Here is a 25,764-nt window from a genome sequence, read left to right as displayed (position 1 = left end):
GGACTTGCGGGGAGCTGTCCGGCCCACGTGGCCACATCCGAAAGGTAAAACAACATGAGTCGTCATTACGAAGTCGTGTTCCTGGTCCATCCGGACCAGAGCGAACAGGTCCCGGCCATGATCGAGCGCTACAAGTCGCTGATCGAGGGCGGTAACGGCACCATCCACCGTCTGGAAGACTGGGGCCGCCGCCAGCTGGCCTATCCGATCCAGAACCTGGTGAAGGCGCACTACGTGCTGCTCAACATCGAAGTCGACCAGGCCGTGCTGAGCGAGCTGGTGGAAAGTTTCCGCTTCAACGATGCGGTGCTGCGCCACCTGGTCGTCAAGCGCGATGGCGCCGACACCGAGCAGTCGCTGATCATGAAGAGCAAGGACGAGAAGGGCGACAAGCCCGAGCGTAGCGAGCGTCGTCGTCGCGACGACGAAGAGGGCGATGCCCCCGCCGCCAACGATACCGACGGCGACAACGCCGAAGCCGCTTAAGGAGCGCTGTCATGTCCAAGTTCTTCCGTCGTCGCAAGTTCTGCAAGTTCACCGCCGAGGGTGTCAAGGAGATCGACTACAAGGATCTCAACACCCTGCGTCAGTACCTCACCGAGAACGGCAAGATCGTGCCGAGTCGCGTAACCGGTACCAAGTCCAAGTACCAGCGCCAGCTGGCCACGGCCGTCAAGCGCGCTCGTTTCTTGGCGCTGATCCCGTACACGGACAATCACGACGTTTGATCCGAGTCCCTCGGAAGAGCCCGCACGGTTGTATGTGAATCCCTCACAAAAGCCCGCACGGATATATGTGAGTCCCTCACAAAAGCCCGCACGGATGTATGTGAGTCCCTCACAAAAGCCCGCACATCCATGTGCGGGTTATTAATGGATAGAGGTCGGTTATGCGGGATGGGGTGTTGATCGCGCTCTTGCGATTCCCAAATCCCGATTCCCGAATCCCGTCTTTTCGGACAGCACCCGTTGCGCCAGCCCATGTGCCGGCGCTAACGAATAACGGAGTACCACCATGGATCTGATTCTTCTGCAGAAAGTGACCAACCTGGGCAACCTGGGCGACAAGGTCAGCGTCAAGCCGGGCTACGGCCGCAACTTCCTCGTGCCGCAGGGCAAGGCCGTGCCGGCCACCGCCGCCAACGTCGAAGCGTTCGAAACCAAGCGCGCCGAGTACGAAGCCAAGGCCAACAGCATCCTGGCCGACGCACAGAGCCGCGCCGCCAAGTTCGAAGGCGCCAGCGTCACCATCGGTGCGCATGCATCGACCGAAGGCAAGCTGTACGGTTCGGTCGGCCCGCGCGACATCGCCGAGGCGTTCACCGCCGCCGGCCTGCCGCTGGAAAAGAGCGAAGTGATCCTGGGCGAAGGCGCATTCCGCAATGTCGGCGAGTACGACGTTGTGCTGCACCTGCACGCCGATGTGGAAACCTCGGTCAAGGTCATCGTCGAATCCGACGCCTGATCCACGCCGCACGCAGTACCCGAAGGGCGCCTTGTTAGGCGCCCTTCGTCTTTTAGGCCGGCCGCAGTGCGGTGGCGACGCCCGTTATACTCATGCCCCATTGCCGGTTCCACGGCCCGCAGATCTTCTCGATCAAGGGTTTAGGTGCTGGCTCCACAGGAAACGCGCCTGCCGGCCATGTCCGCGCGGTGCCCGGAACCCAGCCGTCCATGCGCCTGTCCACGATCAAGCTGTCCGGTTTCAAGTCGTTCGTCGACCCGACGACCTTGCACCTGCCCACCAACATGACCGGCATCGTCGGTCCCAATGGCTGCGGCAAGTCCAACATCATCGATGCGGTGCGCTGGGTGATGGGCGAGAGCTCGGCCAGCCGCCTGCGTGGCGATTCGCTGACCGATGTGATCTTCTCCGGCTCCTCGGCGCGCAAGCCGGTGTCGCAGGCGACGGTGGAGCTGATCTTCGACAACTCCGATCACACCATCAGTGGCGAGTTCGCCTCGTTCAACGAGATCTCGGTCAAGCGCCTGGTCAGCCGCGACGGCAACAGCGCCTATTACCTCAACGGCACCAAGTGCCGCCGCCGCGACATCACCGACCTGTTCCTGGGCACCGGTCTTGGGCCGCGCAGCTACTCGATCATCGAGCAGGGCATGATCAGCCAGATCATCGAGGCGCGCCCGGAGGATCTGCGCGTGTACCTGGAAGAAGCCGCCGGCATTTCCAAGTACAAGGAGCGCCGCAAGGAAACCGAAACCCGCATCCGCCACACCCGCGAAAACCTCGACCGCCTGGGCGACCTGCGCGAGGAAATCACCAAGCAGCTGGCGCATCTGCAGCGTCAGGCGCGCCAGGCCGAGCAGTACCAGGCCTTGCAGGAAGAGCGCCGGATCAAGGATGCCGAGTGGAAGGCGCTGGAGTACCGCGGCCTGGATGGTCAGCTGCAAGGCCTGCGCGAGAAATTGAACCAGGAAGAGACGCGCCTGCAGCAACTGATCGCCGACCAGCGCGATGCCGAGGCGCGCATCGAAACCGGACGCGTGCGCCGCGAGGAGGCCGCCGAGGCGGTGGCCAAGGCGCAGGCCGATGTCTACCAGGTGGGCAGCGCGCTGGCGCGGATCGAGCAGCAGATCCAGCACCAGCGTGAACTCTCCCATCGCCTGCACAAGGCGCGCGACGAGGCGCAGAGCCAGCTGCAGGAGCTGACCCAGCACATCAGCGGCGACTCGGCGAAGCTGAGCGTCCTGCGCGAGGCGGTGGCCGATGCCGAGCCGCAACTGGAACAGCTGCGCGAAGACCACGAATTCCGTCAGGAAGCCCTGCGCGAGGCCGAAGCGCGGCTGGCCGACTGGCAGCAACGCTGGGAAACCCATAACCGCGACACCGGCGAGGCCTCGCGGGCCGGGGAAGTGGAGCGCACCCGCGTCGATTATCTGGACCGCCAGTCGCTGGAGGCCGAGCGCCGCCGCGAAGCGCTGGTCAACGAACGCGCCGGGCTGGACCTGGACGCGCTGGCCGAGGCGTTCGAGCAGATCGAGTTGCGCCACGAAACGCAAAAGACCTCGCTGGATGGATTGAACGAGCAGGTGGAAGCGCGCAAGCACGCGCTGGCCTCGCTGCAGGACCAGCAACGCGCCAGCCAGGGCGAGCTGGCCGAGGTCCGCAAGCAGGCGCAGGCCGCGCGTGGCCGGCTGTCTTCGCTGGAAACCCTGCAGCAGGCTGCGCTGGGCCAGGAGCAGGGCGCGGCAGTGGCATGGTTGAAGGCGCGCGGGCTGGATTCGGCGGCGCGCGTAGGCGAACGCATCACGGTGGAAAGCGGCTGGGAAAACACCGTCGAAAGCGCGCTGGGGCAGTTGATCGAAGGCGTGCTGGTGGAGGCGCCCGAGCAGCTGGTCGATGCGTTGGGCGAGCTGGGCGAGGGCCGCATTGCGCTGGTGTCCAGTGCCACCGACAGCGCCAGCTTTGCGCCGACCTCGTTGGCCGCCAAGGTACAGGGGCCGATCGCGATCCGCCGCCTGCTGGCGCGCCTGCACGCCGCCGAGGATCTGGACGCCGCACGTGCATTGCAACCCGGCCTGCCGGAGGGCGACTCGGTCATCACCCGCAATGGCGAACGCCTGGGCGAAGGCTGGGTGCGCGTGTCGCGCTCGGGCGCGGCCAAACAAGGCGCGCTGCTGCGCGAGCGCGAAATCCAGGAGCTGCGCACCCAGATCGAAACCCTGCAGGAGCGCGAGGCCGATCTGGAACACCGGCTTGCCGGCTTCCGCGAGCAGTCGCTGGCGGCCGAGCAGCAGCGCGAAGATGCGCAGCGCCAGTTGTACATGGCCCACCGCAGCGTCTCCGAACTGGCCGGCCAGTTGCAGAGCCAGCAGGGCAAGGTCGATGCAGCGCGCACGCGCATCGAGCGCATCGAAACCGAGTTGTCGCAGCTGCTGGAAACGCTGGACACCAGCCGCGAACAAGCCCGCGAGGCACGTGCGAAACTCGAGGATGCGGTCACCTTGATGGGCGACCTGCAGGGCACGCGGCAGGCGCTGGAAAACGAGCGCCGCCAGCTCACCGATGCACGCGATCAGGCGCGCGATGCCGCACGCGGCGTGCGCGATGCGATGCATGCGCTGGCGCTCACGCTGGAATCCCAGCGCACCCAGATCGCCTCGCTCAGCCAGACCCTGGAGCGCATGGACAGCCAGCGCGGCCAGCTCGACACGCGCCTGGAAGACCTGGTGGCCCAGCTCAGCGAGGGCGATTCCCCGGTGGAAACGCTGGAACACGAACACCAGGCCGCCTTGAGCGAGCGTGTGCGCACCGAGCGCGTGCTCGGCGAGACGCGCACGCTGCTGGACAGCATCGATGGCGAGCTGCGCAGCTTCGAGCAGACCCGCCAGCAGCGTGATGAGCAGGCGCTGGCGCAGCGCGAGCGCATCAACCAGCGCAAGCTCGATCAACAGGCGCTGGTGCTCAACGCCGAGCAGCTCTCTGCTGCCGTGGTCAAGGCCGGCTTCGTGCTCGAGGACGTGGTCAACGGCCTGCCCGAAGCGGCCAACGCCGCCGAGTGGGAAGCGGCGGTGAACCAGATCGATGGCCGCATGCGCCGCCTGGAGCCGGTGAATCTGGCGGCGATCCAGGAATACGGCGAAGCTGCGCAGCGTTCGGAATACCTGGACGCGCAGAACCTGGACCTCAACACCGCGCTGGAAACGCTGGAGGAAGCCATCCGCAAGATCGACCGTGAGACCCGCGGCCGCTTCAAGGACACCTTCGACCGCGTCAATTCCGGTGTGCAGGCGCTGTATCCGCGCCTGTTCGGCGGTGGCCACGCATACCTGGAACTCACCGGCGAGGACCTGCTCGATACCGGCGTGACCATCATGGCGCGCCCGCCCGGCAAGCGCGTGTCCAGCATCTCGCTGCTGTCCGGCGGCGAGAAGGCGATGACCGCGGTGGCGCTGGTATTTGCGATCTTCCAACTCAATCCCGCACCGTTCTGCCTGCTGGACGAGGTGGATGCGCCGCTGGACGAGGCCAATGTCGGCCGCTTGGCCAACATGGTGCGCGAGATGAGCGAGAAGGTGCAGTTCCTGTTCGTCAGCCATAACAAGGCCACGATGGAAGCCGCGCGTCAGCTATCCGGCGTGACCATGCGCGAGCCGGGCGTCAGCCGCCTGGTCAGCGTGGACCTGGAAGAGGCCGCGCGTTTGGCGGGTGCGGCATGACGTGCCATGCTTGTCGGAATGACGACACCTGTCACTTTACTGCGGAGGCACGCTGAATGTCCGACATGGCCATGATCCGGATCGGCATCCTGATCGCCGGGCTGCTGCTGGTCGCAGCCATCTTCCTGTTCGGCCGCCCGAAGAAGTCGCCACAGGGGCGCCGGGTGGACAAGGACGAGGGACAACCGCGCGAACGCCGCGAGCCGGTGATTTCCGGCGATGCAGGGAGTGAGGGCGAAGCGTCCGAACGCAGCGAGCGCAGTGCCGAACAGAGCGAGCTGGCGCTGGATACGCAGGACGCCGCCGGCGGCAACGATGTCGGCAAGCGCCCGAACCAGGATTTCGACAAGATCGTGTCGCTGTTCGTCGCTGCCAAGGCCGGCCAGATCCTGCGCGGCGAAGACGTGGTGGTGGCCGCCGAAAAGACCGGGCTGGTGTTCGGCCACATGAATGTGTTCCACCGCCTGGTCGAGGGCCATCCCGAGCGTGGACCCATCTTCAGCATGGCCAGCATCCTCAAGCCCGGCAGTTTCGACATGGCCAACATCCGCGAGATGCAGACGCCGGCGATCGCCTTCTTCCTGACCCTGCCGGCGCCGATGACTGCGCTCGATGCCTGGGAAAAGATGCTGCCCACCGTGCAGCGCATGGCCGAGCTACTGGATGGCGTGGTGCTGGACGATGGCCGCAATGCGCTGGGCCGGCAGCGGGTGGCGCATATCCGCGACGAATTGCGCGCCTACGACCGCCAGCATCAGGCACCGCCGCTGACCAAGTCGCCACGCTGGTGAGTTGAGCCATGCCGAGCCTGCAGGGCGTGTTGGCGGTGGCGTTGCTGTTGGTGCTGTGGGCGATCCTGGCGATGCCGCTGCTGTGGATATTCACGAGGATTGCCGCGCGCCTGCGCAAACGCCCGCGGCATTCGCGCTGGCTGGTAGGCGGCTTTGCGGCCGCGGTCACGGTGATGGTCGCGCCGGTGCCAACGCCCTTCGTCAGCGTGTTCATGCCGCACGCCATCGCCTTGTTGGATCGCCGCTACTACATGCACATCCTGCACGGCCCACCGATGCTGCGCGAACTGCTGCTGTGGAATGCCGGCTCGATGCTGCTGACGTTTGTGATCAGCTATCTGTGGATCCGGCGCACGCTGCGCGCTAAAGCCCCTCTCCCTGCGGGGCGAGAAGGCACGGCTCCCGCGCCGTAGGCGCGCGGGCCTTGGAGCGCGCGGGCCGGGGTGCGGAGCAGGGGTTGGGGTGAGGGTGGGGGTGGGGAGCGTGGCAGCGGAGCAGTCGGTGATTCAATTCTGACGGCGCGTGGCGACGCGTTCGCCATTACAGACGCTGGCAGATTCTCGAGGCGCCCCTCATCCGCCCCTTGCGGGGTACCTTCTCCCCCATGAAGGAGGACAATGTCCCGAGGGGAGAAGGGATAAGTGCTTCGCTTCACTGAGCGATTAGCGTTTGGCTTTGGCGAACGCCTCGCGGAAGCGCAGCATTTCCGCCTCGGTGCCCACGGTCACGCGCACGCGCTTGGGCCAGATCGGCCAGCTACGGCCAACGATGACGCCCTGCTTCTGCATCGAGTCGGCAAACACCTTGGCATCGCGCTTGATGTCCACCACAAAGCAGTTGGCCTGCGATGGCAGGCAGGTGTAGCCCTTGCCCTTGAGCCAGGCGATGGTGTCCTCGCGCACGCGCGCGTTCTCGGCGCGCCGCGTGGGCACCAGCAATGGATCGCGCAGGCTGGCGATGCCGGCCGCCATGGCCGGTACCGGCAGCGGGTTGCGGCCCTGGGGGCTGAGCTTGCTCAACAGGCCCGGAGCGGCGATGGCCGCGCCCAGGCGCAGACCGGCCATGCCGTACAGCTTGGAGAACGTGCGCAGCACGATCAGGTCCTGGCGCTGACGCACCAGGTCCACCACCGAGGTTTCGTTGCTGTACTGGATATAGGCCTCGTCGACCACCAGCACCGCGCTGGCCGGTTTGTTGGCCAGCAGCCATTCGATGTCGGCACGCGCAGTGATCGAACCGGTGGGATTGTTGGGGTTGCACACGTAGATCAGACCGGCGGTGGGATCGGCCTTGGCCATTGCCTTGACGTCGTGCGCACCGTCGGCACGCAAGGGCACCCGGCGCACCGGTGCGCTCTGTACGGTGGCGACGTCGGCCAGCGCTTCGAAGGTCGGGTCGGCGGTGACCAGGCCGGCGCGTGGCGAGGTGAACAGCGACCCGGTGCGGCCCAATGGGTCGCTGGAGCCTGGGAAGAACGCGATGTGATCGCTCGGCAGCTGCAATTCGCCGGCCATCAGGTTGCGCAGATCCAGCTCCATCTCGAACTGATAGCGGCCGGCGCGCGCCAGCGACCGCGTTGCCGCGTCCAGGGCGGCGGGCGAGGGACCGAGCGGGTGTTCGTTGTAGTTGAGGTAGACCGTGCCGGCAGCGGGGGCCACGCCGGGGGCGGCAGGCGCGGCCGCGCGTTTGCGAGCGGCCTCGGCCGGCGACATCAGCCCCAGTGCGGACACCGCCACGCCGGAGGTGGCGAGGCTGAGAAACGAACGGCGCGAGACGGGCAACGACACGGGTGAGCTCCAGACGGACAGGGCAAAGAGGGCGCCACGCTATCGGGTTTGGGGCGCCCTGCCTATCGGGGAATCTCCTGTCCGCCACGCCGTTCCGGCGACGGCAGACGAAGCGGGCTGCTGGCAGCGGCGGATCTGGCGTGTGGTCCGCCGAAAATTCGCCGTGCTCGTGCAGGTCAGGCTTGCGGCGGCGGAGGGGGCGACTAGCCTGCGCTCAGGTATCGCCCTCCCAGTCAGTCGGTGCCGAAGACCCATGGGCGAGAGGCCTAGCCGCCGTTTGTGCACAGGCATGGCCCGTTAGAATGAGCGGCCCAGAGTCAGCCCAGCGATCAGTATGACTGTCAGCCCGGATCCCGCGCAGCGCATCGAGGCCTTGCGCCGTCGCATCGAAGACGCGAACTATCGCTATCACGTGCTCGACGAGCCGCAGATGGCCGACGTGGATTACGACCGCCTGATGCGCGAGCTGGAGGCGCTGGAGGCCGAGCATCCGGCGCTGGCCAGCGCGGATTCGCCGACCCAGCGCGTGGGCTACCTGGCCGCGTCGCGTTTTGCCGAAGTGCGGCACGCCCTGCCGATGTTGTCGCTGGGCAATGCCTTCAGCGATGAGGAAGTGAGCGAGTTCGTGCGCCGCATCGGCGAACGCTTGGAGGTCAGGCAGCCGCTGTTCTGTGCCGAACCCAAGCTCGATGGTCTGGCGATCAGCCTGCGCTACGAAGACGGCGAATTCGTGCAGGGCGCCACCCGCGGCGACGGCGCCACCGGCGAGGATGTCAGCGCCAATCTGCGCACGGTCAAGGCGATTCCGCTGCGCCTGCGCGGCGAAGGCTGGCCGACGGTGCTGGAAGTGCGCGGTGAGGTCTATATGCCGCGCGCCGCGTTCGAGGCCTATAACGCGCAGATGCGCGCGCAGGGCGGCAAGGTGCTGGCCAACCCGCGCAATGGTGCGGCCGGCTCGTTGCGGCAGCTGGATGCGCGCATCACCGCGCAGCGCCCGCTGAGTTTCTTCGCCTACGGCGTAGGCGAGGTGCGCGACGGGACGCTGCCGCCGACCCATTCGGCGATCCTGGCGCAGCTGCGCGAATGGGGCTTTCCGGTCAGCTCGCTGGTCGAGGTGGTGCAGGGCAGTGAAGGTTTGCTGGCGTACTACCAACGCATCGGCGAAGCGCGCGATGGATTGCCATTCGATATCGACGGCGTGGTCTACAAGCTCGACGATCTGGCCGGCCAGCGCGAAATGGGCTTCGTCTCGCGCGCGCCGCGCTGGGCGATCGCGCACAAGTTCCCGGCGCAGGAGCAGTCCACCACGGTGGAGGCGATCGAGATCCAGATCGGCCGCACCGGTGCGGCCACGCCGGTGGCGCGCCTGAAGCCGGTGCATGTGGCCGGTGTGATCGTCACCAACGCCACCTTGCACAATGCCGACCAGATCGCGCGGCTGGATGTGCGCGTGGGCGATACGGTGATCGTGCGACGCGCCGGCGATGTGATTCCCGAAGTGGCCGGCGTGGTGGCCGATCAGCGCCCGGCCGGCACGCAGGAATGGCGCATGCCCACCCAGTGCCCGGTGTGCGGCTCGGAGATCGTGCGCGAAGAAGGCCAGGCGGTGTGGCGCTGCTCCGGCGAGCTGACCTGCCCGGCGCAGCGCAAGGAAGCGTTCCGGCATTTCGTCTCGCGGCGCGCGATGGACGTCGATGGCCTGGGCGAGAAATTCATCGAGGTACTGGTGGACAGCGGGCTGGTGAAAGGTGTGGCCGATCTGTACCTGCTCACCGTGGATCAGTTGCTGCAGTTGCGCCTGATCAGTGCCGCGGAGAGCCCGCATGCGTTCCTGCGCGAGGCGCGCGAGCATCTGGCAACCGGCGCATACGCGACGCTGGAAACCACCATGGCGCAGATCGGTGTGGATCTGGCCGGCGAGCGCGAAGCTCCTCCAACCTGGCAGGCGGACTTGCTGCGCGCCGGGCTGCCTGGCTTCGATTGGAATCGCCGCAAGATCGCCACCAAGTGGGCCGAGAACCTGATCGAGGCGATCGAGACATCGCGCGACACCACGTTGGAGCGCTTCCTGTTCGCGCTCGGCATCGAGCACGTGGGCGAAAGCACGGCCAAGGCCTTGTCGGTCTGGTTCGGCGATCTGGAGCTGATCCGCCATCTGCCGTGGCCGCTGTTCAAGCGCGTGCCGGACATCGGCGGCGAAGTGGCGCGCTCGCTTGGCCATTTCTTCGATCAGCCCGGCAATCAGCAGGCCATCGACGATCTGCTGCAACGCGGGGTGCGCATCGGCGATGTGCATCCGCCATCGCCCAAGCTGCGCGACGCGCTGAGCTTTGCCAGCGTGCTGGAAGACATGGACATCCCCAAGGTCACTCCCGTGCGTGCGCAGCAGCTGGCGGCCGCCGTGCCGTCGTTCGATGCGCTGCGCGCTGCCGGCTCCGATGCCTTGCAACAGGCCGGCGTGCCGGCGCCGGTGGTCGCCGCGCTGCTGCAATGGCTGGATCGCCCGGAAAACGCGGCCCTGGCCAGCGCTGCGCAGCAGGCGGTGGACAACGTGCTGGCGCGTCTGCCGGAAGCTGCCGCAGTGCAGGCCGGTCCGCTGGATGGCCAGACCGTGGTGATCACCGGCACCCTGGCCGCATTGACCCGCGACGCGGCCAAGCAGCGGCTCGAAGCCCTGGGCGCCAAGGTGGCCGGCAGCGTGTCGAAGAAGACCGCCTTCCTGGTGGCGGGCGAAGAGGCCGGCTCCAAGCTGGACAAGGCGCAGTCGCTGGGCGTGGAGATCTGGGACGAGGCGCGCCTGCTGGCGTTCCTGGGCGAGCACGGGCAACAGCCGTGACCGCGGTGCAGCTCGACCTGGCCGCGTTGCAGCTGCGCGCGCGGCTCAATGCCACGATCCGCGCATTCTTTGCCGAGCGCGATGTCATCGAAGTGGAAACGCCGGTGCTGTCGCAGGCGGGCAACACCGAGCCGAACATCGAAAGCTTCAGCACCCGCTTCAGCGGGCACGTGGATGCCGGCGCGCCGCTGCGCTGGCTGCGTACCTCGCCGGAATATCCGCTCAAGCGCCTGCTCGCCGCGGGCCTGGGCGATTGCTACGAGCTTGGGCGCGTGTTCCGCAATGGCGAAGCCGGCGGCCGCCACAACCCCGAGTTCAGCATGCTCGAGTGGTACCGGGTGGGCTGGGACGACCGTGCGCTGGCGCAGGAGACCGTCGCACTGGTGCAGCGTGCGCTGGCCCTGGTCGAACGCCAGGCGACGGTGCAGGTACTGAGCTACCGCGAGCTGTTCGTGCAGCAGCTGGGCATCGATCCGTTGCTGGACCCGATCCAGGCGCTGCGTGCGCCGTTGCAGGCGATCGCCATCGATGCGCACGGGCTCACGCGCGACGATTGGCTGGACCTGCTGATGACCCACTGCCTGCAGCCCGGCTTTGCCGCCGATACCTTGACCGTGGTGCACGACTGGCCGGCCAGCCAATGCGCGCTGGCGCGGATCCGCCACGCCGATCCGCCGGTGGCCGAGCGCTTCGAACTGTACCTGGGTGCCTACGAGGTGGCCAACGGCTACCACGAGTTGAACGATGCGCACGAGCAGCGTGCGCGTTTCCAGCGCGACAACGCCGTGCGCGCCGCGCGCGGGCTGCCGCAACTGCCGTTGGACGAACCGTTGCTGGCGGTGCTGTCGCAACTGCCCGATTGCGCCGGCGTGGCGGTGGGGGTGGATCGGTTGTTGATGGCCCTGCGCGGCACCACGCAGATTGCCGACGTGCTGGCCTTCGAGTTCGCCCGCGCCTGAGTCGCGCTGGCAGCGCTGGCAGCGCGGCCAGCGCGAACGGTCATGCCGGAAAGCGCTTCCTGCGCCGCAGTGGCAATCGTATGCCGGTTGCTCCTCGGTGACAGCCTTGCACGCACGAAGCCGCTGATTTTCGCCTGGGGCAACGGGCCGACCGCATCGGGTTGCCACAGTCTTGTCACGCCCGCCGTATTGCTATCTTCACATCGATGGTGCTCTCATCTTCACGTCCACGGGGGCGCGACGTACATCGTTTCGGGGTGAGGATTGTTGGCATGAAGTGGCTGATCAGCTTATGCGGTCTGTGGTGCTTGCCGCTGCTGATGGTCGCCGACGCACGCGCTGCCGATCGCGGCTCGGGCGTGGTGCGCTGCGAGTCCAAGGACATGGCGCGCGTGCATTGCCCCATGGAGGTGACCGGCGGCGTGCAGCTGGTGCGCCAGCTGTCCGAGACCAGCTGCATCCGTGGCAGCGAGTGGGATGTCGACCGCGATGGCGTGTGGGTGGAGCAGGGCTGCCGCGCCGAATTCGCCAGCAGCGCGCCCACGGCCACCGTGATGCGCCGGGTGGTGCGCTGCGATTCCAATGGCGGCAAGGTGGTGTGCCCGGTGGTGCTGCGTGGCGCGCCGGTGCGGCTGCTGCGCCAGCGCTCGATGTGGCCGTGCAAGGAAGGCCGCACCTGGGGAACGCGTCGTAACGAGATCTGGGTGTCGCGCGGCTGCGACGGCGAATTCGAGGTGGGTGCCGAAGATGGCTCCGGTTTCGTCGCCATGCCGCGCATGGTCACCTGCGAGTCGAAGAAGAGCGCGCGGCGCACCTGCGGGGTGTCGGTGGAACGTGCCGTGCGACTGGGCCGGCAGATGTCCAAGACCCCGTGCGTGGAAGGCCAGACCTGGGGCTGGAGCCGCGATGGGGTCTGGGTCAACGATGGCTGCCGCGCCGAGTTCATCGTCGACTGAGCGGCTGTCGAGCCTGTTGCGTGTTGGTCCATCGCCGTGCGCAGGGTTTTGCTTTCGCTGCACATGGCGGGTGATCTGCGGCTTGGCAAGGACCAGTCGCGTCGATCGCTGCCCAGAGTTTCGGCACAGCAACCGGCAACCAGCAACCAGCAACGCTAAACGGCGCGATGCGGAGGCTTTGGTTCTTCAGCAAAAATCGCCAACAAACTGTCTGGTGCGGTGTCCTTGCCGCTTGCGGGACCGTTGGCGACAGGGATGCTGCCGTCGATCCGCAGGGATGGATTTGCGGCGTGTCGCGCGAGCGGTGGGGGCACCACGCACTCGAAGTCGTGGCGTTTGCGGCAGGGCCCTTGCCCGCCCACCATCGCAGGACACGCTGCAAGTACGTCCATGTAAGCTCCGTGGCGGCATCCATGCCGCCAAGGGTCCCGCGACGGCGGGCGGGCAAGGACCGGTCGAGATGGTCGGCGTGCATGGTTTGCAACCAGCAACCGGCACGCAGCCACGCGCTGCCCCCGTTCTTCAATAAACCACCAGTCAACTGTCTGGTGCGGTGTCCTTGCCGCTTGCGCGACCGTTGGCGGCATGGATGCCGCCATCGAGCCCGCAGGGATGGGTTTATGGGGTGTCGCGCGAGCGGTGGGGGCACCGCGCACTCGAGGTCGTGGCGTTTGCGGCAGGGCCCTTGCCCGCCCACCATCGCAGGACACGCTGCAAGTACGTCCATGTAAGCTCCGTGGCGGCATCCATGCCGCCAAGGGTCCCGCGACGCCGGGCGGGCAAGGGCCGGTCGAGATGGTCGGCGTGCATGGTTTGCAACAAGCAACCGGCACGCAGCCACGCGCTGCCCCCGTTCTTCAATAAACCACCAGTCAACTGTCTGGTGCGGTGTCCTTGCCGCTTGCGGGACCGTTGGCGGCAGGGATGCCGCCACCGATCCGCAGGGATGGGTTTACGGCGTGTCGCGCAAGCGGTGAGGGCACCGCGCCCTCGACCAACCGGGCTTTTGCGTTTGATGCATCACTGCGGAAGACCGACGATCCGAGCAATGCCAGTCCACTGACTGGACTGCCCGTGCGCCTTACAATAGGGCGATGAACGACAGCGCCCATATCGATTACGCCCGCTACGACCACATCCGTCCGCTGCTGTGGACCGGCGACGCCCTGGAATTGCTCGACCAACGCAAGCTGCCCTTCGTGGTGGAGCATGTGCGTTGCGAGACCAGCGATGCGGTGGCCGAGGCCATCCATTCGCTGGCCGTGCGTGGTGCGCCGGCGATCGGCATTGCGGCCGGGTGGGGCGTGCTGCTGGCTGCGCGGGATATCGATGCCAACGACGGCAGTGCGGCCTTGCAGAAACTCGAGCCGGCGCTGCTGCGGCTCAATGCCGCACGTCCTACGGCGGTGAACCTGGCCTGGGCATTGATGCGCATGCGCCGGGTGCTGGGCGCGGCCGGTGCCGACTGGCGCGAGGTGCTCGCGCGCGAGGCGCAGGCCATTGCCGATGAAGACCTGGCCGCCAATCGCCAGATGGGTGCGTTGGGTGCCGGGCTGATCGCTCCGGGCAGCGGTGTGCTGACCCACTGCAATACCGGCTCGCTGGCCACCGCCGGCTTCGGTACCGCGCTGGGCGTGATCCGGGCAGGGATGGCGCAGCAGCGCATCGCCAAGGTGTTTGCCGGCGAAACCCGGCCGTGGCTGCAGGGCGCGCGCCTGACCGTGTGGGAGCTGCAGCAGGACGGCATCGATGCCACCCTGATCGCCGACTCGGCCGCCGCGCATCTGATGAAGTCCGGCCTGGTGCAGTGGGTGATCGTGGGCGCCGACCGCATCTGCGCCAATGGCGATACCGCCAACAAGATCGGCACCTACCAACTGGCCATCGCCGCGCGCCACCACGGGGTCAAGTTCATGGTGGTGGCGCCCTCGTCCACGGTGGACATGGCCACGGCCGACGGCGACCGGATCGAGATCGAGCAGCGCGATCCGGGCGAATTGTTCGGTGTGGGCGGGGTCCGTACGGTGGCCGAGGGCATCCATGCCTGGAACCCGGTGTTCGACGTCACCCCGGGCAGCCTGATCGATGCCATCGTCACCGAGCGCGGGGTGATCGAGCAGCCCGACCAGGGGCGCATGCAGGCCGCGTTCGGCAGCTGAACCCGGCGCGCGGGCGGTGCGCCGCAAACGGCGCGTAAAGTCCCGCAAGTGCTTGTTTCTGGCCGCTAAACCGGCGGCATCCGGCTGCCCCTTCATGGTACAATCCGGCGCTTGAATCGATCGGCGGGAGCGTGGGGCCGGCAGCCTGTCACCAAGGCGCCCCCGACGCGGCTTTCCGGCTCGCCCGCCACCTCACTTACGGAACCCGAATGGCAGAAACCGCCAAGGAAATCATCCAGGTCAACCTGGAAGACGAGATGCGCAAGAGCTATCTCGATTACGCGATGAGCGTGATCGTGGGCCGTGCACTCCCCGATGCCCGTGACGGCCTGAAGCCTGTGCACCGACGCGTGTTGTACGCGATGCACGAGCTGGGCGCGCACAGCAACAAGGCCTACTTCAAGTCGGCGCGTATCGTCGGCGACGTCATCGGCAAGTACCACCCGCACGGCGACCAGTCGGTCTACGACACGCTGGTGCGCATGGCCCAGCCGTTCTCGCTGCGCTACATGATGGTGGACGGCCAGGGTAACTTCGGTTCGGTCGATGGCGACTCTGCCGCGGCGATGCGTTACACCGAGTCGCGCATGTCGCGGCTGGCGCATGAGCTGATGGCCGACATCGACAAGGAAACCGTCGATTTCCAGCCCAATTACGACGAAAAGGAACTGGAGCCGACGGTCATGCCGACCCGGTTCCCGAGCCTGCTGGTCAACGGCTCGGCCGGTATCGCGGTGGGCATGGCCACCAACATTCCGCCGCACAACCTGACCGAAGCGATCAACGCCTGCATCGCGCTGATCGACACCCCGGAGCTGGATGTCGAAGGGCTGATGGAATACATCCCCGGCCCGGATTTTCCCACCGCCGGCATCATCAACGGCACCGCCGGCATCGCCGCCGGCTACCGCACCGGCCGCGGCCGCGTGCGCATCCGTGCCAAGGCCGATGTGGAAGTGGCCGACAACGGCCGCGAGGCGATCGTCGTTACCGAGATCCCGTACCAGGTCAACAAGGCGCGGCTGATCGAGAAGATCGCCGAGCTGGTCAAGGAAAAGAAGCTCGAAGGCATCAGCGAGCTGCGCGATGAGTCCGACAAGGACGGCATGCGCATCTACATCGAGATCAAGCGCGGCGAATCGGCCGAGGTTGTGCTCAACAACCTCTACCAGCAGACCCAGATGGAGTCGGTGTTCGGCATCAACATGGTGGCGCTGATCGATGGCCGCCCGCAGTTGATGAACCTCAAGCAGATGCTGGAGGCGTTCATCCGCCACCGCCGCGAGGTGGTCACCCGCCGCACCATCTTCGAGCTGCGCAAGGCGCGTGCGCGTGCGCACGTGCTGGAAGGCCTGACCGTCGCGTTGGCCAACATCGATGAAATGATCGAGTTGATCAAGACCTCGGCCAACCCGCAGGAAGCGCGCGAGCGCATGCTGGCCAAGACCTGGGCACCGGGGTTGGTTGGTGCGCTGCTGGGCGCGGCCGGCGCCGAGGCCTCCAAGCCGGAAGACCTGCCACCGGGCGTGGGCCTGATCAACGGTTTCTACCAGCTCAGCGAAGTGCAGGCCTCGCAGATCCTGGAAATGCGTCTGCATCGCCTGACCGGGTTGGAGCAGGAAAAGCTGACCGACGAGTACAAGCAGTTGCTCGGCGTCATCGAAGGCCTGATCCGCATTCTGGAAAACCCGGACGTGCTGCTGCAGGTGATCCGCGACGAGCTGATCAACGTGCGCGAAGAGTACGGCGACGAGCGCCGCACCGAGATCCGTCACAGCGAAGAAGACCTGGATATCCTGGATCTGATCGCGCCGGAAGACGTGGTGGTGACCCTTTCGCATGCCGGTTATGCCAAGCGCCAGCCGGTGAGCGCGTATCGCGCACAGCGTCGCGGTGGCCGCGGCCGTTCGGCGGCTGCGACCAAGGAAGAGGACTTCATCGACCAGCTGTGGCTGGTCAACACCCATGACACGCTGCTGACCTTCACCAGCAGCGGCAAGGTGTTCTGGTTGCCGGTGCACCAGTTGCCGGAGGCCGGTTCCAACGCGCGCGGTCGTCCCATCATCAACTGGATTCCGCTGGAAGCCGGCGAGCGGGTGCAGGCGGTGCTGCCGGTGCGCGAATACGCCGACAACCGTTATGTGTTCTTCGCCACCCGCAACGGTACGGTCAAGAAGACGCCGCTGAGCGAATTCGCGTTCCGCCTGGCGCGCGGCAAGATCGCCATCAACCTGGACGAGGGCGATGCGCTGGTTGGCGTTGCCCTGACCGATGGCGACCGCGACGTGCTGCTGTTCGCATCCAATGGCAAGACCGTGCGCTTTGGCGAATCCACCGTGCGTTCGATGGGCCGTACCGCCACCGGCGTGCGCGGTATCCGTCTGACCAAGGGCGAGGAAGTGGTCAGCCTGATCGTGGCCGAGCGTGCCGGCGGCGTCGATGACGAGGCCGAGGAAGACAACGGCGAGGACGTGGTGGAGACCGCCGATGGCGCCGAGGTGGCGGTGATCGAGGTCGCCGACGATGGCGATGTGGCCTACATCCTCACCGCCACCGAAAACGGCTACGGCAAGCGCACCCCGCTGGCCGAATACCCGCGCAAGGGCCGCGGCACGCAGGGCGTGATCGGTATCCAGACCACCGAGCGCAACGGCAAGCTGGTGCGTGCGGTGTTGCTGGGCGCCACCGACGAAGTACTGCTGATCTCCGATGGCGGCACCCTGGTGCGCACGCGCGGTTCGGAGATCTCGCGGGTGGGCCGCAACACCCAGGGCGTGACGCTGATCCGGCTGTCCAAGGGCGAGAAGCTGCAGGCGGTCGAACGCCTGGATGCGTCGCTGGATGAAGTGGACGAGGTGGTGGAAGAAGCGGGCACCGCTGCCGCCGCGCCGCCGCCGAGCGAGCAATGAGCACGCTTCCGCATCGCTGCGATTGAACGAAAACGCCGGCAAACGTCGGCGTTTTTTATGGCAGCGCGCAAGTGACCGTCATCGGCGCGTCGCCTCGCTTCCCAACCCCAAATCCCAAATCCCGAATCAGCCCGCGCTGGCTGCCACCACCGCATCGTCCTGCACCGCGTCCTGCACATCCTGCGCCAGCGTCGCCTTGACGATGATCGAGCGGATTGCGTCGGTGGCATCGGAGAGAGGCACATCGCTGCTCAGGCGCTGGAAGGTGTCGCGGCTGTTGTAGCCAGAGCCATCCTTCAGATAGTGGTCGTACATCGACAGCAGATCTTGGCAGGCCGTGATCAATGCAGCGACATTGCCGCGCAGCAGTGCGTGGCCGATCTGGTCGAAGCTGTGCAGACAGTCCGCAAGCCAGTGCAGGTCGTAGCGGGCGGTGCTGGGCTCGGGCGCGCTGTGGCCGCGGCTATAGGCGCTGTAGCGGCGCAGGCTGCGGGCCACGCGGGCGACGTGCGCGAACAGCGTGCCGATTTCGTTGGCGATATCCAGCCGCTGCACCATCACCATCGGGATGACCTGGCTGGCAGCCGGGTCGTCGTGCTGGGCTGCGGTCTGCTCCTGCTGTTCCAGCGACTGCTTGAGGACGGTGTAGCTGCGCTGCAGCGATTCCAGTTCCAGTGCGCTGGCGGCCGCGCGTGCCTTCAGCTGCGACAAGGCCGCCTGGTAGCGGCCAAGGCTGTCCTGGGTACTGGCCAACTGCCCGGACTCGGCACGTAACTGCCGGCCGCGCACGAAGGCCAGCGCGGTGGCGATCAATGCCCAGAGTGCGAATGCAGGCACCAGGTAGATCAGGATGCCCATGGGAGATTCCTCGAAACGTTGCATACATTGTCGGCCTGCAACGGTCAGTCTTGAGGGCAATCACTGCACCGCTGCGAGAGGGGGCGCTCAGGTGCCGCGTCGCTGTGCGCGACCGGGCGTCCGGCTCAGCGTAGCTGGTCGCCCGCCGGCACGGGCGTTGCCGGGATGGTCGGCGCATGAACCCCCAGCGCGGTTGCAGGCTGGCGCAGCCACTGCAGCCCGAAGCGACGCAGCAGGGTATTGGCCGGCAGTTCGATGCACCTGTACATCAACCAGGATGCGGTCACGATCGCCAGCAGCACCGGCAGCGCCAGGGTCGGCTGTGGAGCGCGGTTGCCGAGCAGCGCAAGGCAGATATAGATGACCGGCGCATTCAACAGATACACCGAGAAACTGCAGTCGCCACACAGACGGATGAGGCGATTGTCCAGCAGGCGCGCGCTCAATCGGGTGTCGAAGGAGAAAAGAAAGACAAAGACCCCCGCGAACCCGGCAGTTTCCAGGTCCAGATAGAGCGTGCGCGCGGTACCCAGGTCGAGATCGATCACGCCGCTGAAGACCATGACGCACAGCGCGATGACTGCAGCCTGCACGCAGGCTACTGCCGTCATGCCCGCCATGGCGGGCATCTGGCTGCGTATCAGGCCGAGCACGACGCCGGCGCAGAAGTAATGGATCTTCGAGCCGACGAAGGTGCCAGGGAACTGGGCGCGATAAGCGACCAGGACAACCACCAAAGCCAGCGCCACGATCAGCGGGGCAGCGTTGCCCTTGCTGCGCAGGGCGTGCAGGGAAATCCACAGTCCGACGAAGATGGCGTAAAAGTGCACCTCCGGCGGAATGCTCCACAGTGCCGATACATTCCCGGAAAACAGCAGGTGCCGTAGCAGGTTGCCGTTGTGGATGGGATAGACGAAGTTGGAGTCGATCAGGGTGTAGATCAGATAGGAGAGAACGACGATGACCAGATACGCCGGCGCAATGCGTGCGAACCTGGAAATGGCATAACGGCCGATCGCCCGGCGACTCGGATCCTTGTCGCCATAGAGGAAAGCCATCAGAAACCCGCTCAGGGTGAAAAACACCATGACGCCGAGTTCGCCCAGATGCAGATCGCTGCCGACGAAGAAGCCTTGTTCGCCCAGATGATCGTAGACAACCATCAACGCAGCCAGGCCGCGAATGCCGGTCAGCGCATTGATCCGTCGTTCCTGCTCCATTGAAGTCCCACTCCATTCATTTGCTGGCAGGCGCGATGGCGCCTATCGGCGGCGCACCTCGTGCTGCGGGAAGACAGGAGTCCCCATGAGTCCTGGCCCGAACACAAGCGTACCCGACAGTATGGCCGCAGAAAAGAGCCAAGGGCTGGGCGGCTGCAAGGCGGGCTGCATGCGGTCACGCTGTCGCTTGCGACTGCACTGTGGATCGGCTGGGCTTTGGTCGGAGCAACGCGGCCTTACGGACGCTCGGCTGGTGCGCCTTGTTCGACCTGTGGCGCCTGGATCAGCACTGGCCCCGCACCTTCCACCGCCGCAGGCACGATGACCGGCGCGCTGCGCGGGCGCAGCAACAGCCACGTGCCCAGCCGCCGCAACAGGGTGTTTCCAGGCATTTCGATCAACCGGTACATCGTCCAGGCAGCGGCAAGGGTGACCGCGATGATCGGCAAGGCCAGGGCCGGCCTTGGCGGCAGGCCGTCCATGATCACCAGGGCGGCGTAGATGATCGGAATATTCAGCAGGTACATCGAGAAACTGCATTCGCCACTGAGCATCATCAAGCGGTTGCCGAGCAGGCGCTTGCTCAGCCCGGTGTCGAAGGAGAACAGGAACACGAAGATGCCGGCGAAGCCGGCGGTCTCCAGCGTGAGGTAGAGCTCGCGCTTGGAACCGAGATCGACATCGACAATGCCCAGGACGACGGCAAGCACCAGCCCGATGACGCCGGCCTGCAGCGTCGCCAGGGTGGTCATGTCGACGCCGGCGCCAACCCGGGTGCGCACCAGGCCGAACACCACGCCGGCCAGGAAATAATGGATCTTGGAGCCGACGAAGGTGCCGGGCAGCTGTGCCCTGTAGGCGATGAGCATCAGGACGGTGCCGAGCACCGCCACCATCAGGGTGACATTGCTGTTGGTGCGGAAGGCACGCAGCGCAAACCAGATACCCACGAAGATCGCGTAGAACTGGACTTCCGGCGGAATGCTCCACAGCGCGGATACGTTGCCGGAAAACAACAGATGGCGTAGCAGGTTGTCGTGACTGATGGCGTAGACGAACTGCGGATCGACCAGGTTGTAGATCAGATAGGACGCCAGCACGACGGTCAGGTAGGCCGGCGCGATGCGTGAGAATCTGGAAATGGCGTAGCGCGCCACTGCAGGGTAATTGGGATCTTTCTCTCCGTAGAGAAAGGCCATCAGGAACCCGCTCAGGGTAAAGAACACCATGACGCCCATTTCACCGGGAAACAGGTGGGTATCGGTGAAGAATTTTTCTTCCGCAAGATGCGCGTAGACCACAAGCAATGCCGCAAGACCGCGAATACCGGTCAACGAGTCGATGCGCTGTTCCTGCTGCATGAGTGGGGGCTCTCAGTGTGATCGATGCGAAAAACCCGCGCCTGCCGAAGGCGCAATGTCGTTTGCGTGCATTTCAAGATTCAGTGCCGGTCGGACGCATCCCCCTCGGTCGTCCGACTTGCCGCGAGCTTACTCGATCGGCGGGTCACGCATTATCGTTTTGCCCGACGCTGGCGATAGTCGTGACAGGGGTCACGGTGTGTCAAGCTCGACCGCAGGCCGCGCCGACGTCCGCGTAGGGAGCTGATGCGTTGGGCATGAAGCAGCTGCGTGCAGACACGCGTTGGTGACACGCATGACGAGATCTCCCGATGCCTGTCTGCAGCGATCCATGCGTGACAATCGCGCACATGACGCCGCCGTCTGACAGCTGCGGCCGCTGCCGGATTGACCATGGTCGCGCGGACGCTGCGGTTTGCTGCAGCGGCGATTCGCCCACCTTGCGTCAGCGAGCACGCGGCGGCGTCAGGACAGGATGGCAGGCAAATCCAGGCCTTTGTCGCGAGCGCAATCGGTTGCGATGGCATAGCCGGCGTCGGCATGCCGCATGACGCCAGTGGCGGGGTCGTTCCACAGCACGCGTTCGATGCGGCGGTCGGCGGCCTCGCTGCCGTCGCAGACGATGACCATGCCGGCATGTTGCGAGAAGCCCATGCCGACGCCGCCGCCGTGATGCAGCGACACCCACGTCGCGCCCGATGCGGTGTTGAGCAGGGCGTTGAGCAATGGCCAATCGGAGACCGCATCGGAGCCGTCGGCCATGGCTTCGGTTTCGCGATTGGGCGAGGCGACGCTGCCCGAATCGAGATGGTCGCGGCCGATCACCACCGGCGCCTTCAGCTCGCCGCTGCGGACCATGGCGTTGAAGGCCAGGCCCAGCCGGTGGCGGTCGCCCAGGCCGACCCAGCAGATGCGCGCCGGCAGGCCCTGGAAGGCGATTTTTTCCGCGGCCATGTCCAGCCAGCGATGCAGATGCGCATCGTCGGGAATCAATTCCTTGACCTTGGCATCGGTCCTGGCGATGTCCTCCGGATCGCCGGACAGCGCCACCCAGCGGAACGGGCCGATACCGCGGCAGAACAGCGGGCGGATGTAGGCAGGCACGAAGCCGGGGAAGTCGAAGGCGTCGGACACGCCTTGCTCCAGCGCCATCTGGCGCAGGTTGTTGCCGTAATCCACGGTGGGCACGCCGAGCGCGTGGAAGGCGAGCATGGCGCGGATGTGGTTGGCCATCGAATCGCGCGCGGCGGCTTCCACTTGCTTCGGCGCGCTGACGCGCTTGTCGTCCCATTCGTCCACGCTCCAGCCCTGCGGCAGGTAGCCGTTGACCGGGTCGTGCGCAGAGGTCTGGTCGGTGAGCAGGTCCGGCTTGATTCCGCGCAGCAGCAGTTCGTCGAGCACGTCGGCGACATTGCCGAGCAGGCCGACCGAGAGCGGCTTCTTCGCCGTGCACGACTGCTCGATCAGGCGCAATGCCTCGTCCAGCGAGTCGGTCCAGGTGTCCAGATAGCCGGTGCGCAAGCGCATGTCGATGCTGGAGCGCCGGCATTCCACCGCCAGGCAGGACGCGCCGGCCATCACGGCGGCCAGCGGCTGCGCGCCGCCCATGCCGCCGAGGCCGCCGGTGAACAGCCACTTGCCGGCCAGGTTGCCGCCGTAATGCTGGCGGCCCATCTCCACGAAGGTTTCGTAGGTGCCTTGCACGATGCCTTGCGCGCCGATGTAGATCCAGCTGCCGGCGGTCATCTGGCCGTACATCGCCAGGCCCTTTTTATCCAATGCGTTGAAGTGGTCCCAATTGGCCCAGCGCGGCACCAGGTTGGAATTGGCGATCAGCACGCGCGGCGCATCGGCATGGGTGCGGAACACGCCGACCGGCTTGCCCGATTGCACCAGCAGGGTCTGGTCGTCGTCCAGGCGGGTGAGCGCGGCCACGATCGCATCGAAGGATTCCCAGTCGCGCGCGGCGCGGCCGATGCCGCCGTAGACCACCAGTTCCTGCGGACGCTCGGCCACGTCCGGGTCCAGGTTGTTCATCAGCATGCGCAACGGCGCTTCGGTCAGCCAGCTCTTGGCGGTGAGCGTGCTGCCGGTGGCGGCGCGGATGACGCGGGTTGCATCGTGACGGGTCATGCCGGGTTCCTTGCAATCAACGGTGGGCCGCGGGCGGCGTGGTGGCGGGTGAGGCGGTGCCGGCGAACTGCAGGCAGGCCAGCAGCACATGGCGCAGCACTGCGCGCAATGCGGTCGCGTGCACCGGCTGCCACGGCGTGGGCCAGGTGTCCGGGGTGATGGTGTCCGGTTCGCGCATGTAGCCGCGGCATGCCAGCTCCATCTGCAGCGTGTGTACGCCGTGTTCGGGCTGCGCGTAGTGACGGGTGATCCATCCACCCTTGAAGCGGCCATTGCGCACCGTGCTGGAGCCGCTGCTGCGGCAGAGCTGTTCCACTGCATCGACCAGCACCGGGTCGCAACTGCGGTCGTCGTTGCTGCCGATGTTGAACTGCGGCAACTCGCCGTCGAACAGGTGCGGGATGACCGAGCGGATCGAGTGTGCGTCGTACACCACGATCCTGGAATGCAGCTGGCGCAGGCGCGCAATTTCTTCGGCAAGCGCCGCGTGATACGGGTCGAACCAGCGCGCGCGGCGCTGGTCGATCTGCGCCTGGTCCGGCGCCAGGCCGTCGGCATACAGGGGCTGGTTGTCGAAGGTGGTCAGCGGGCACAGGCCGGTGGTGTTCTGGCCGGGGTACAGCGATGCGCCGCTGGGGTCGCGATTGACATCGATGACCGAGCGCGAGATCGCGGTGCGCACGGTGGTGGCGCCCAGCGATTGGGCGAAGTCGTACAGGTGATGCACCCACCAATCGGCATCGCGCCGAGCCAGCCATGGCGACACGAAACGGTCGGCCACGTCATCGGGCAGCTCGGTGCCGGTATGCGGAAAGCTGATCAGCAGGGGCGCCTGCCCTTGGTGAATGTCCAGCCAGTCGGGCAGGGGGCTCATGGCCGGGCTCCGGTTGCCTGCGCGGCGGCACGCGATGCGTGGTGGTGATGCGCGTGGGTCTGGCCGTCGCGCCGCGCGAAACGTGCACCCGCAGCGCCGGCATGTGCGCTGGTCGTCAGGATGGCGATACCAGGCGCTGCATGGCGGGGTGCCAAGCAGCTGCGCAGGCGCTCTGCAGATCGTCGCATCATGCGTGCTGCTCCACGCCCGGCAAGGCGATCGCCACTGCCTGGGACAATGCGCCGGAACGCACCAGTGCGCTGGCGGCCAGCATGTCCGGGTGGAAGTAGCGGTCGTCCTGCAGCGTCGGCACCTGTGCGCGCAGCAGGGCACGTGCGGCTTCCAGCGCGGCGCTGGAGCGCAGCGGCGCGTGGAAGTCGCAGCCCTGCACGGCGGCCAGCAACTCGATGCCGATCACGTGCGCGGCGTTCTCTGCCATCGCCAGCAGGCGGCGCGCGCCGTGCGCGGCCATCGACACGTGATCTTCCTGGTTGGCGGAGGTGGGAATCGAATCGACGCTGGCCGGATAGGCGCGCTGCTTGTTTTCCGACACCAATGCCGCAGCGGTGACCTGCGGAATCATGAAGCCCGAGTTCAAGCCCGGGCGCGGGGTGAGGAACGCCGGCAGGCCGGACAGGGCCGGGTCCACCAGCATCGCGGTGCGGCGTTCGCTGATCGAGCCGATTTCGCACACCGCCATTGCCAGCATGTCCGCCGCAAATGCCACCGGCTCGGCATGGAAGTTGCCGCCCGACAGCGCCTCTTCGGTATCGCTGAAGACCAGCGGGTTGTCGGAGACGCCATTGGCTTCGATCTCCAGCGTGCGCGCGGCCTGGCGCATCACATCCAGCGCTGCGCCCATCACCTGCGGTTGGCAGCGCAGGCAATACGGGTCCTGCACGCGCACATCGCCGAGCCGGTGCGATTCGCGGATGGCCGAGTCGGCCATCAGCGCGCGCAGCGCGGCGGCGGTGGCGATCTGTCCCGGCTGCCCACGCAAGGCATGGATGCGCGCGTCGAACGGCGTATCCGAGCCCTTGGCCGCCTCCACCGACAATGCCCCGGTGACCAGTGCCGCCTGCAACACGGTTTCGATCTCGAACAGGCCGGCCAGCGCGCAGGCGGTGGAGAACTGGGTGCCATTAAGTAGCGCAAGTCCTTCCTTGGCGCCGAGCACGCGCGGTTGCAGCTGCGCCTGCGCCAAGGCGTCCGCCGCCGGCAGCCGTTGTCCGCCGACGAAGGCCTCGCCAACGCCGATCATCACCGCCGCCAGATGCGACAACGGCGCCAGATCGCCGGAGGCCCCAACCGAGCCTTGGCAGGGCACCACCGGGGTGATGCCAGCGCGCAGCATCGCCTCGAGCAGGGCCAGCGTGTCCGGCTGCACACCAGAAGCGCCCTGGGCCAGGCTGGTGAGCTTGAGCGCCATCATCAGCCGCACCACCGGCACCGGCGTGGGCTCGCCGACGCCAGCGGCATGCGACAGCACGATATTGCGTTGCAGGGTGGCCAGGTCCTCGCGTTCGATACGCACGCTGGCCAGCTTGCCGAAACCGGTGTTGACGCCGTAGACCGGCTCGCCGCGCGTGACGATCGCCTCCACGGTCTGCGCGCTGCGCAGCACCGCCGCGGCGCAGGCCGGGTCCAGCACCGCATCGGCACCGCGATACAGGGCACGCCACTGCGCAAGCGTGACGGCGCCGGGCTGCAGAACAACGGAAGCACTCATGACAACTCCAGGGGT

The 25,764-nt window shown here is 66.4% G+C and carries 18 protein-coding genes; 11 read left to right on the top strand and 7 right to left on the bottom strand.

Going from position 1 to position 25,764, the window contains the following annotated elements; genetic code table 11:
* The first annotated feature begins 54 nt into the window (after nucleotides 1–54).
* The 6 genes from rpsF to ACCQ05_RS13220 all read left to right on the top strand — a co-directional run bounded on the left by rpsF (nucleotide 55) and on the right by ACCQ05_RS13220 (nucleotide 6,381).
* Nucleotides 55–486, top strand: coding sequence for a 30S ribosomal protein S6 (gene rpsF, locus ACCQ05_RS13245; protein ID WP_104540626.1), 432 nt, complete (start codon nucleotides 55–57; stop codon nucleotides 484–486).
* Between the two features lie 11 nt (nucleotides 487–497).
* Nucleotides 498–728 carry a 30S ribosomal protein S18 gene (gene rpsR / locus ACCQ05_RS13240; protein ID WP_002804494.1) on the top strand — a complete coding sequence of 77 codons (231 nt, stop codon included), beginning with the start codon at nucleotides 498–500 and terminating at the stop codon, nucleotides 726–728.
* A gap of 286 nt (nucleotides 729–1,014) precedes the next feature.
* Nucleotides 1,015–1,464 carry a 50S ribosomal protein L9 gene (rplI, locus tag ACCQ05_RS13235; protein WP_372390797.1) on the top strand — a complete coding sequence of 150 codons (450 nt, stop codon included), beginning with the start codon at nucleotides 1,015–1,017 and terminating at the stop codon, nucleotides 1,462–1,464.
* Between the two features lie 209 nt (nucleotides 1,465–1,673).
* Nucleotides 1,674–5,177 (top strand): chromosome segregation protein SMC, encoded by a 3,504-nt coding sequence (gene smc, locus ACCQ05_RS13230; RefSeq protein WP_372390795.1) that lies wholly within the window; start codon nucleotides 1,674–1,676, stop codon nucleotides 5,175–5,177.
* A 56-nt stretch (nucleotides 5,178–5,233) separates the two neighbouring features.
* Complete coding sequence (zipA, locus tag ACCQ05_RS13225) at nucleotides 5,234–5,968, top strand: cell division protein ZipA (protein WP_372390792.1); 735 nt, start codon at nucleotides 5,234–5,236, stop codon at nucleotides 5,966–5,968.
* Between the two features lie 8 nt (nucleotides 5,969–5,976).
* Nucleotides 5,977–6,381, top strand: a complete 405-nt coding sequence (locus ACCQ05_RS13220; RefSeq protein ID WP_372390790.1) for a hypothetical protein — start codon at nucleotides 5,977–5,979, stop codon at nucleotides 6,379–6,381.
* A gap of 249 nt (nucleotides 6,382–6,630) precedes the next feature.
* On the opposite strand, the gene ACCQ05_RS13215 is transcribed toward ACCQ05_RS13220, so the two are convergent.
* Nucleotides 6,631–7,755, bottom strand: a complete 1,125-nt coding sequence (locus ACCQ05_RS13215; protein WP_372390788.1) for a pyridoxal phosphate-dependent aminotransferase — start codon at nucleotides 7,753–7,755, stop codon at nucleotides 6,631–6,633.
* A gap of 334 nt (nucleotides 7,756–8,089) precedes the next feature.
* Between ACCQ05_RS13215 and ligA the strand changes: the two genes are divergently transcribed.
* The 5 genes from ligA (at nucleotide 8,090) to gyrA (ending at nucleotide 17,574) form a co-directional block, all read left to right on the top strand.
* Entirely contained in the window at nucleotides 8,090–10,591 is a 2,502-nt protein-coding gene (gene ligA, locus ACCQ05_RS13210) for an NAD-dependent DNA ligase LigA (protein WP_372390786.1), read from the top strand.
* Nucleotides 10,588–11,550: an EF-P lysine aminoacylase EpmA gene (gene epmA, locus ACCQ05_RS13205; RefSeq protein WP_372390784.1), complete on the top strand. Its 963-nt coding sequence runs from the start codon at nucleotides 10,588–10,590 to the stop codon at nucleotides 11,548–11,550. Before ligA ends, epmA begins: the two co-directional genes overlap by 4 nt.
* Before the next feature lie 272 nt (nucleotides 11,551–11,822).
* Nucleotides 11,823–12,506 (top strand): DUF3011 domain-containing protein, encoded by a 684-nt coding sequence (locus ACCQ05_RS13200; RefSeq protein WP_167394726.1) that lies wholly within the window; start codon nucleotides 11,823–11,825, stop codon nucleotides 12,504–12,506.
* Between the two features lie 1,094 nt (nucleotides 12,507–13,600).
* On the top strand, nucleotides 13,601–14,665 hold the full coding sequence (gene mtnA / locus ACCQ05_RS13195; protein WP_372390781.1) for an S-methyl-5-thioribose-1-phosphate isomerase: 1,065 nt from the start codon (nucleotides 13,601–13,603) through the stop codon (nucleotides 14,663–14,665).
* A gap of 209 nt (nucleotides 14,666–14,874) precedes the next feature.
* A complete protein-coding gene (gene gyrA / locus ACCQ05_RS13190) occupies nucleotides 14,875–17,574 on the top strand; it encodes a DNA gyrase subunit A (RefSeq protein WP_372390778.1) in 2,700 nt (899 codons plus the stop codon).
* A gap of 126 nt (nucleotides 17,575–17,700) precedes the next feature.
* Here the strand turns inward: gyrA and ACCQ05_RS13185 are convergent, their stop codons facing one another.
* The 6 genes from ACCQ05_RS13185 to hutH all read right to left on the bottom strand — a co-directional run bounded on the left by ACCQ05_RS13185 (nucleotide 17,701) and on the right by hutH (nucleotide 25,749).
* Nucleotides 17,701–18,432, bottom strand: coding sequence for a hypothetical protein (locus tag ACCQ05_RS13185; RefSeq protein WP_372390776.1), 732 nt, complete (start codon nucleotides 18,430–18,432; stop codon nucleotides 17,701–17,703).
* Between the two features lie 125 nt (nucleotides 18,433–18,557).
* Entirely contained in the window at nucleotides 18,558–19,652 is a 1,095-nt protein-coding gene (locus ACCQ05_RS13180; RefSeq protein WP_372390774.1) for an acyltransferase family protein, read from the bottom strand.
* 236 nt (nucleotides 19,653–19,888) lie between these two features.
* Nucleotides 19,889–21,013 (bottom strand): acyltransferase family protein, encoded by a 1,125-nt coding sequence (locus ACCQ05_RS13175; RefSeq protein ID WP_372390772.1) that lies wholly within the window; start codon nucleotides 21,011–21,013, stop codon nucleotides 19,889–19,891.
* 465 nt (nucleotides 21,014–21,478) lie between these two features.
* Nucleotides 21,479–23,146, bottom strand: coding sequence for a urocanate hydratase (gene hutU, locus ACCQ05_RS13170; RefSeq protein WP_372390770.1), 1,668 nt, complete (start codon nucleotides 23,144–23,146; stop codon nucleotides 21,479–21,481).
* A 16-nt stretch (nucleotides 23,147–23,162) separates the two neighbouring features.
* Nucleotides 23,163–24,020, bottom strand: a complete 858-nt coding sequence (hutG, locus tag ACCQ05_RS13165) for an N-formylglutamate deformylase (RefSeq protein ID WP_372390768.1) — start codon at nucleotides 24,018–24,020, stop codon at nucleotides 23,163–23,165.
* A gap of 187 nt (nucleotides 24,021–24,207) precedes the next feature.
* Complete coding sequence (hutH, locus tag ACCQ05_RS13160) at nucleotides 24,208–25,749, bottom strand: histidine ammonia-lyase (protein ID WP_372390766.1); 1,542 nt, start codon at nucleotides 25,747–25,749, stop codon at nucleotides 24,208–24,210.
* Nucleotides 25,750–25,764: the final 15 nt, after the last annotated feature.

The sequence above is a fragment of the Xanthomonas sp. NCPPB 3582 genome (genome assembly GCF_041475735.2).
GTDB lineage: Bacteria > Pseudomonadota > Gammaproteobacteria > Xanthomonadales > Xanthomonadaceae > Xanthomonas > Xanthomonas codiaei.
Note: the sequence above shows the minus strand (reverse complement) of the source record. Positions and strands in the feature narration are given on the sequence as shown.

Excerpts from the sequence above, each read along its gene's own strand:
- rpsF (WP_104540626.1), top strand. The coding sequence starts at position 55 with ATGAGTCGTCATTACGAAGTCGTGTTCCTGGTCCATCCGGACCAGAGC.
- rpsR (WP_002804494.1), top strand. The coding sequence starts at position 498 with ATGTCCAAGTTCTTCCGTCGTCGCAAGTTCTGCAAGTTCACCGCCGAG.
- rplI (WP_372390797.1), top strand. The coding sequence starts at position 1,015 with ATGGATCTGATTCTTCTGCAGAAAGTGACCAACCTGGGCAACCTGGGC.
- smc (WP_372390795.1), top strand. The coding sequence starts at position 1,674 with ATGCGCCTGTCCACGATCAAGCTGTCCGGTTTCAAGTCGTTCGTCGAC.
- zipA (WP_372390792.1), top strand. The coding sequence starts at position 5,234 with ATGTCCGACATGGCCATGATCCGGATCGGCATCCTGATCGCCGGGCTG.
- ACCQ05_RS13220 (WP_372390790.1), top strand. The coding sequence starts at position 5,977 with ATGCCGAGCCTGCAGGGCGTGTTGGCGGTGGCGTTGCTGTTGGTGCTG.
- ligA (WP_372390786.1), top strand. The coding sequence starts at position 8,090 with ATGACTGTCAGCCCGGATCCCGCGCAGCGCATCGAGGCCTTGCGCCGT.
- ACCQ05_RS13200 (WP_167394726.1), top strand. The coding sequence starts at position 11,823 with ATGAAGTGGCTGATCAGCTTATGCGGTCTGTGGTGCTTGCCGCTGCTG.
- mtnA (WP_372390781.1), top strand. The coding sequence starts at position 13,601 with ATGAACGACAGCGCCCATATCGATTACGCCCGCTACGACCACATCCGT.
- gyrA (WP_372390778.1), top strand. The coding sequence starts at position 14,875 with ATGGCAGAAACCGCCAAGGAAATCATCCAGGTCAACCTGGAAGACGAG.
- ACCQ05_RS13185 (WP_372390776.1), bottom strand. The coding sequence starts at position 18,432 with ATGGGCATCCTGATCTACCTGGTGCCTGCATTCGCACTCTGGGCATTG.
- ACCQ05_RS13180 (WP_372390774.1), bottom strand. The coding sequence starts at position 19,652 with ATGGAGCAGGAACGACGGATCAATGCGCTGACCGGCATTCGCGGCCTG.
- ACCQ05_RS13175 (WP_372390772.1), bottom strand. The coding sequence starts at position 21,013 with ATGCAGCAGGAACAGCGCATCGACTCGTTGACCGGTATTCGCGGTCTT.
- hutU (WP_372390770.1), bottom strand. The coding sequence starts at position 23,146 with ATGACCCGTCACGATGCAACCCGCGTCATCCGCGCCGCCACCGGCAGC.
- hutG (WP_372390768.1), bottom strand. The coding sequence starts at position 24,020 with ATGAGCCCCCTGCCCGACTGGCTGGACATTCACCAAGGGCAGGCGCCC.
- hutH (WP_372390766.1), bottom strand. The coding sequence starts at position 25,749 with ATGAGTGCTTCCGTTGTTCTGCAGCCCGGCGCCGTCACGCTTGCGCAG.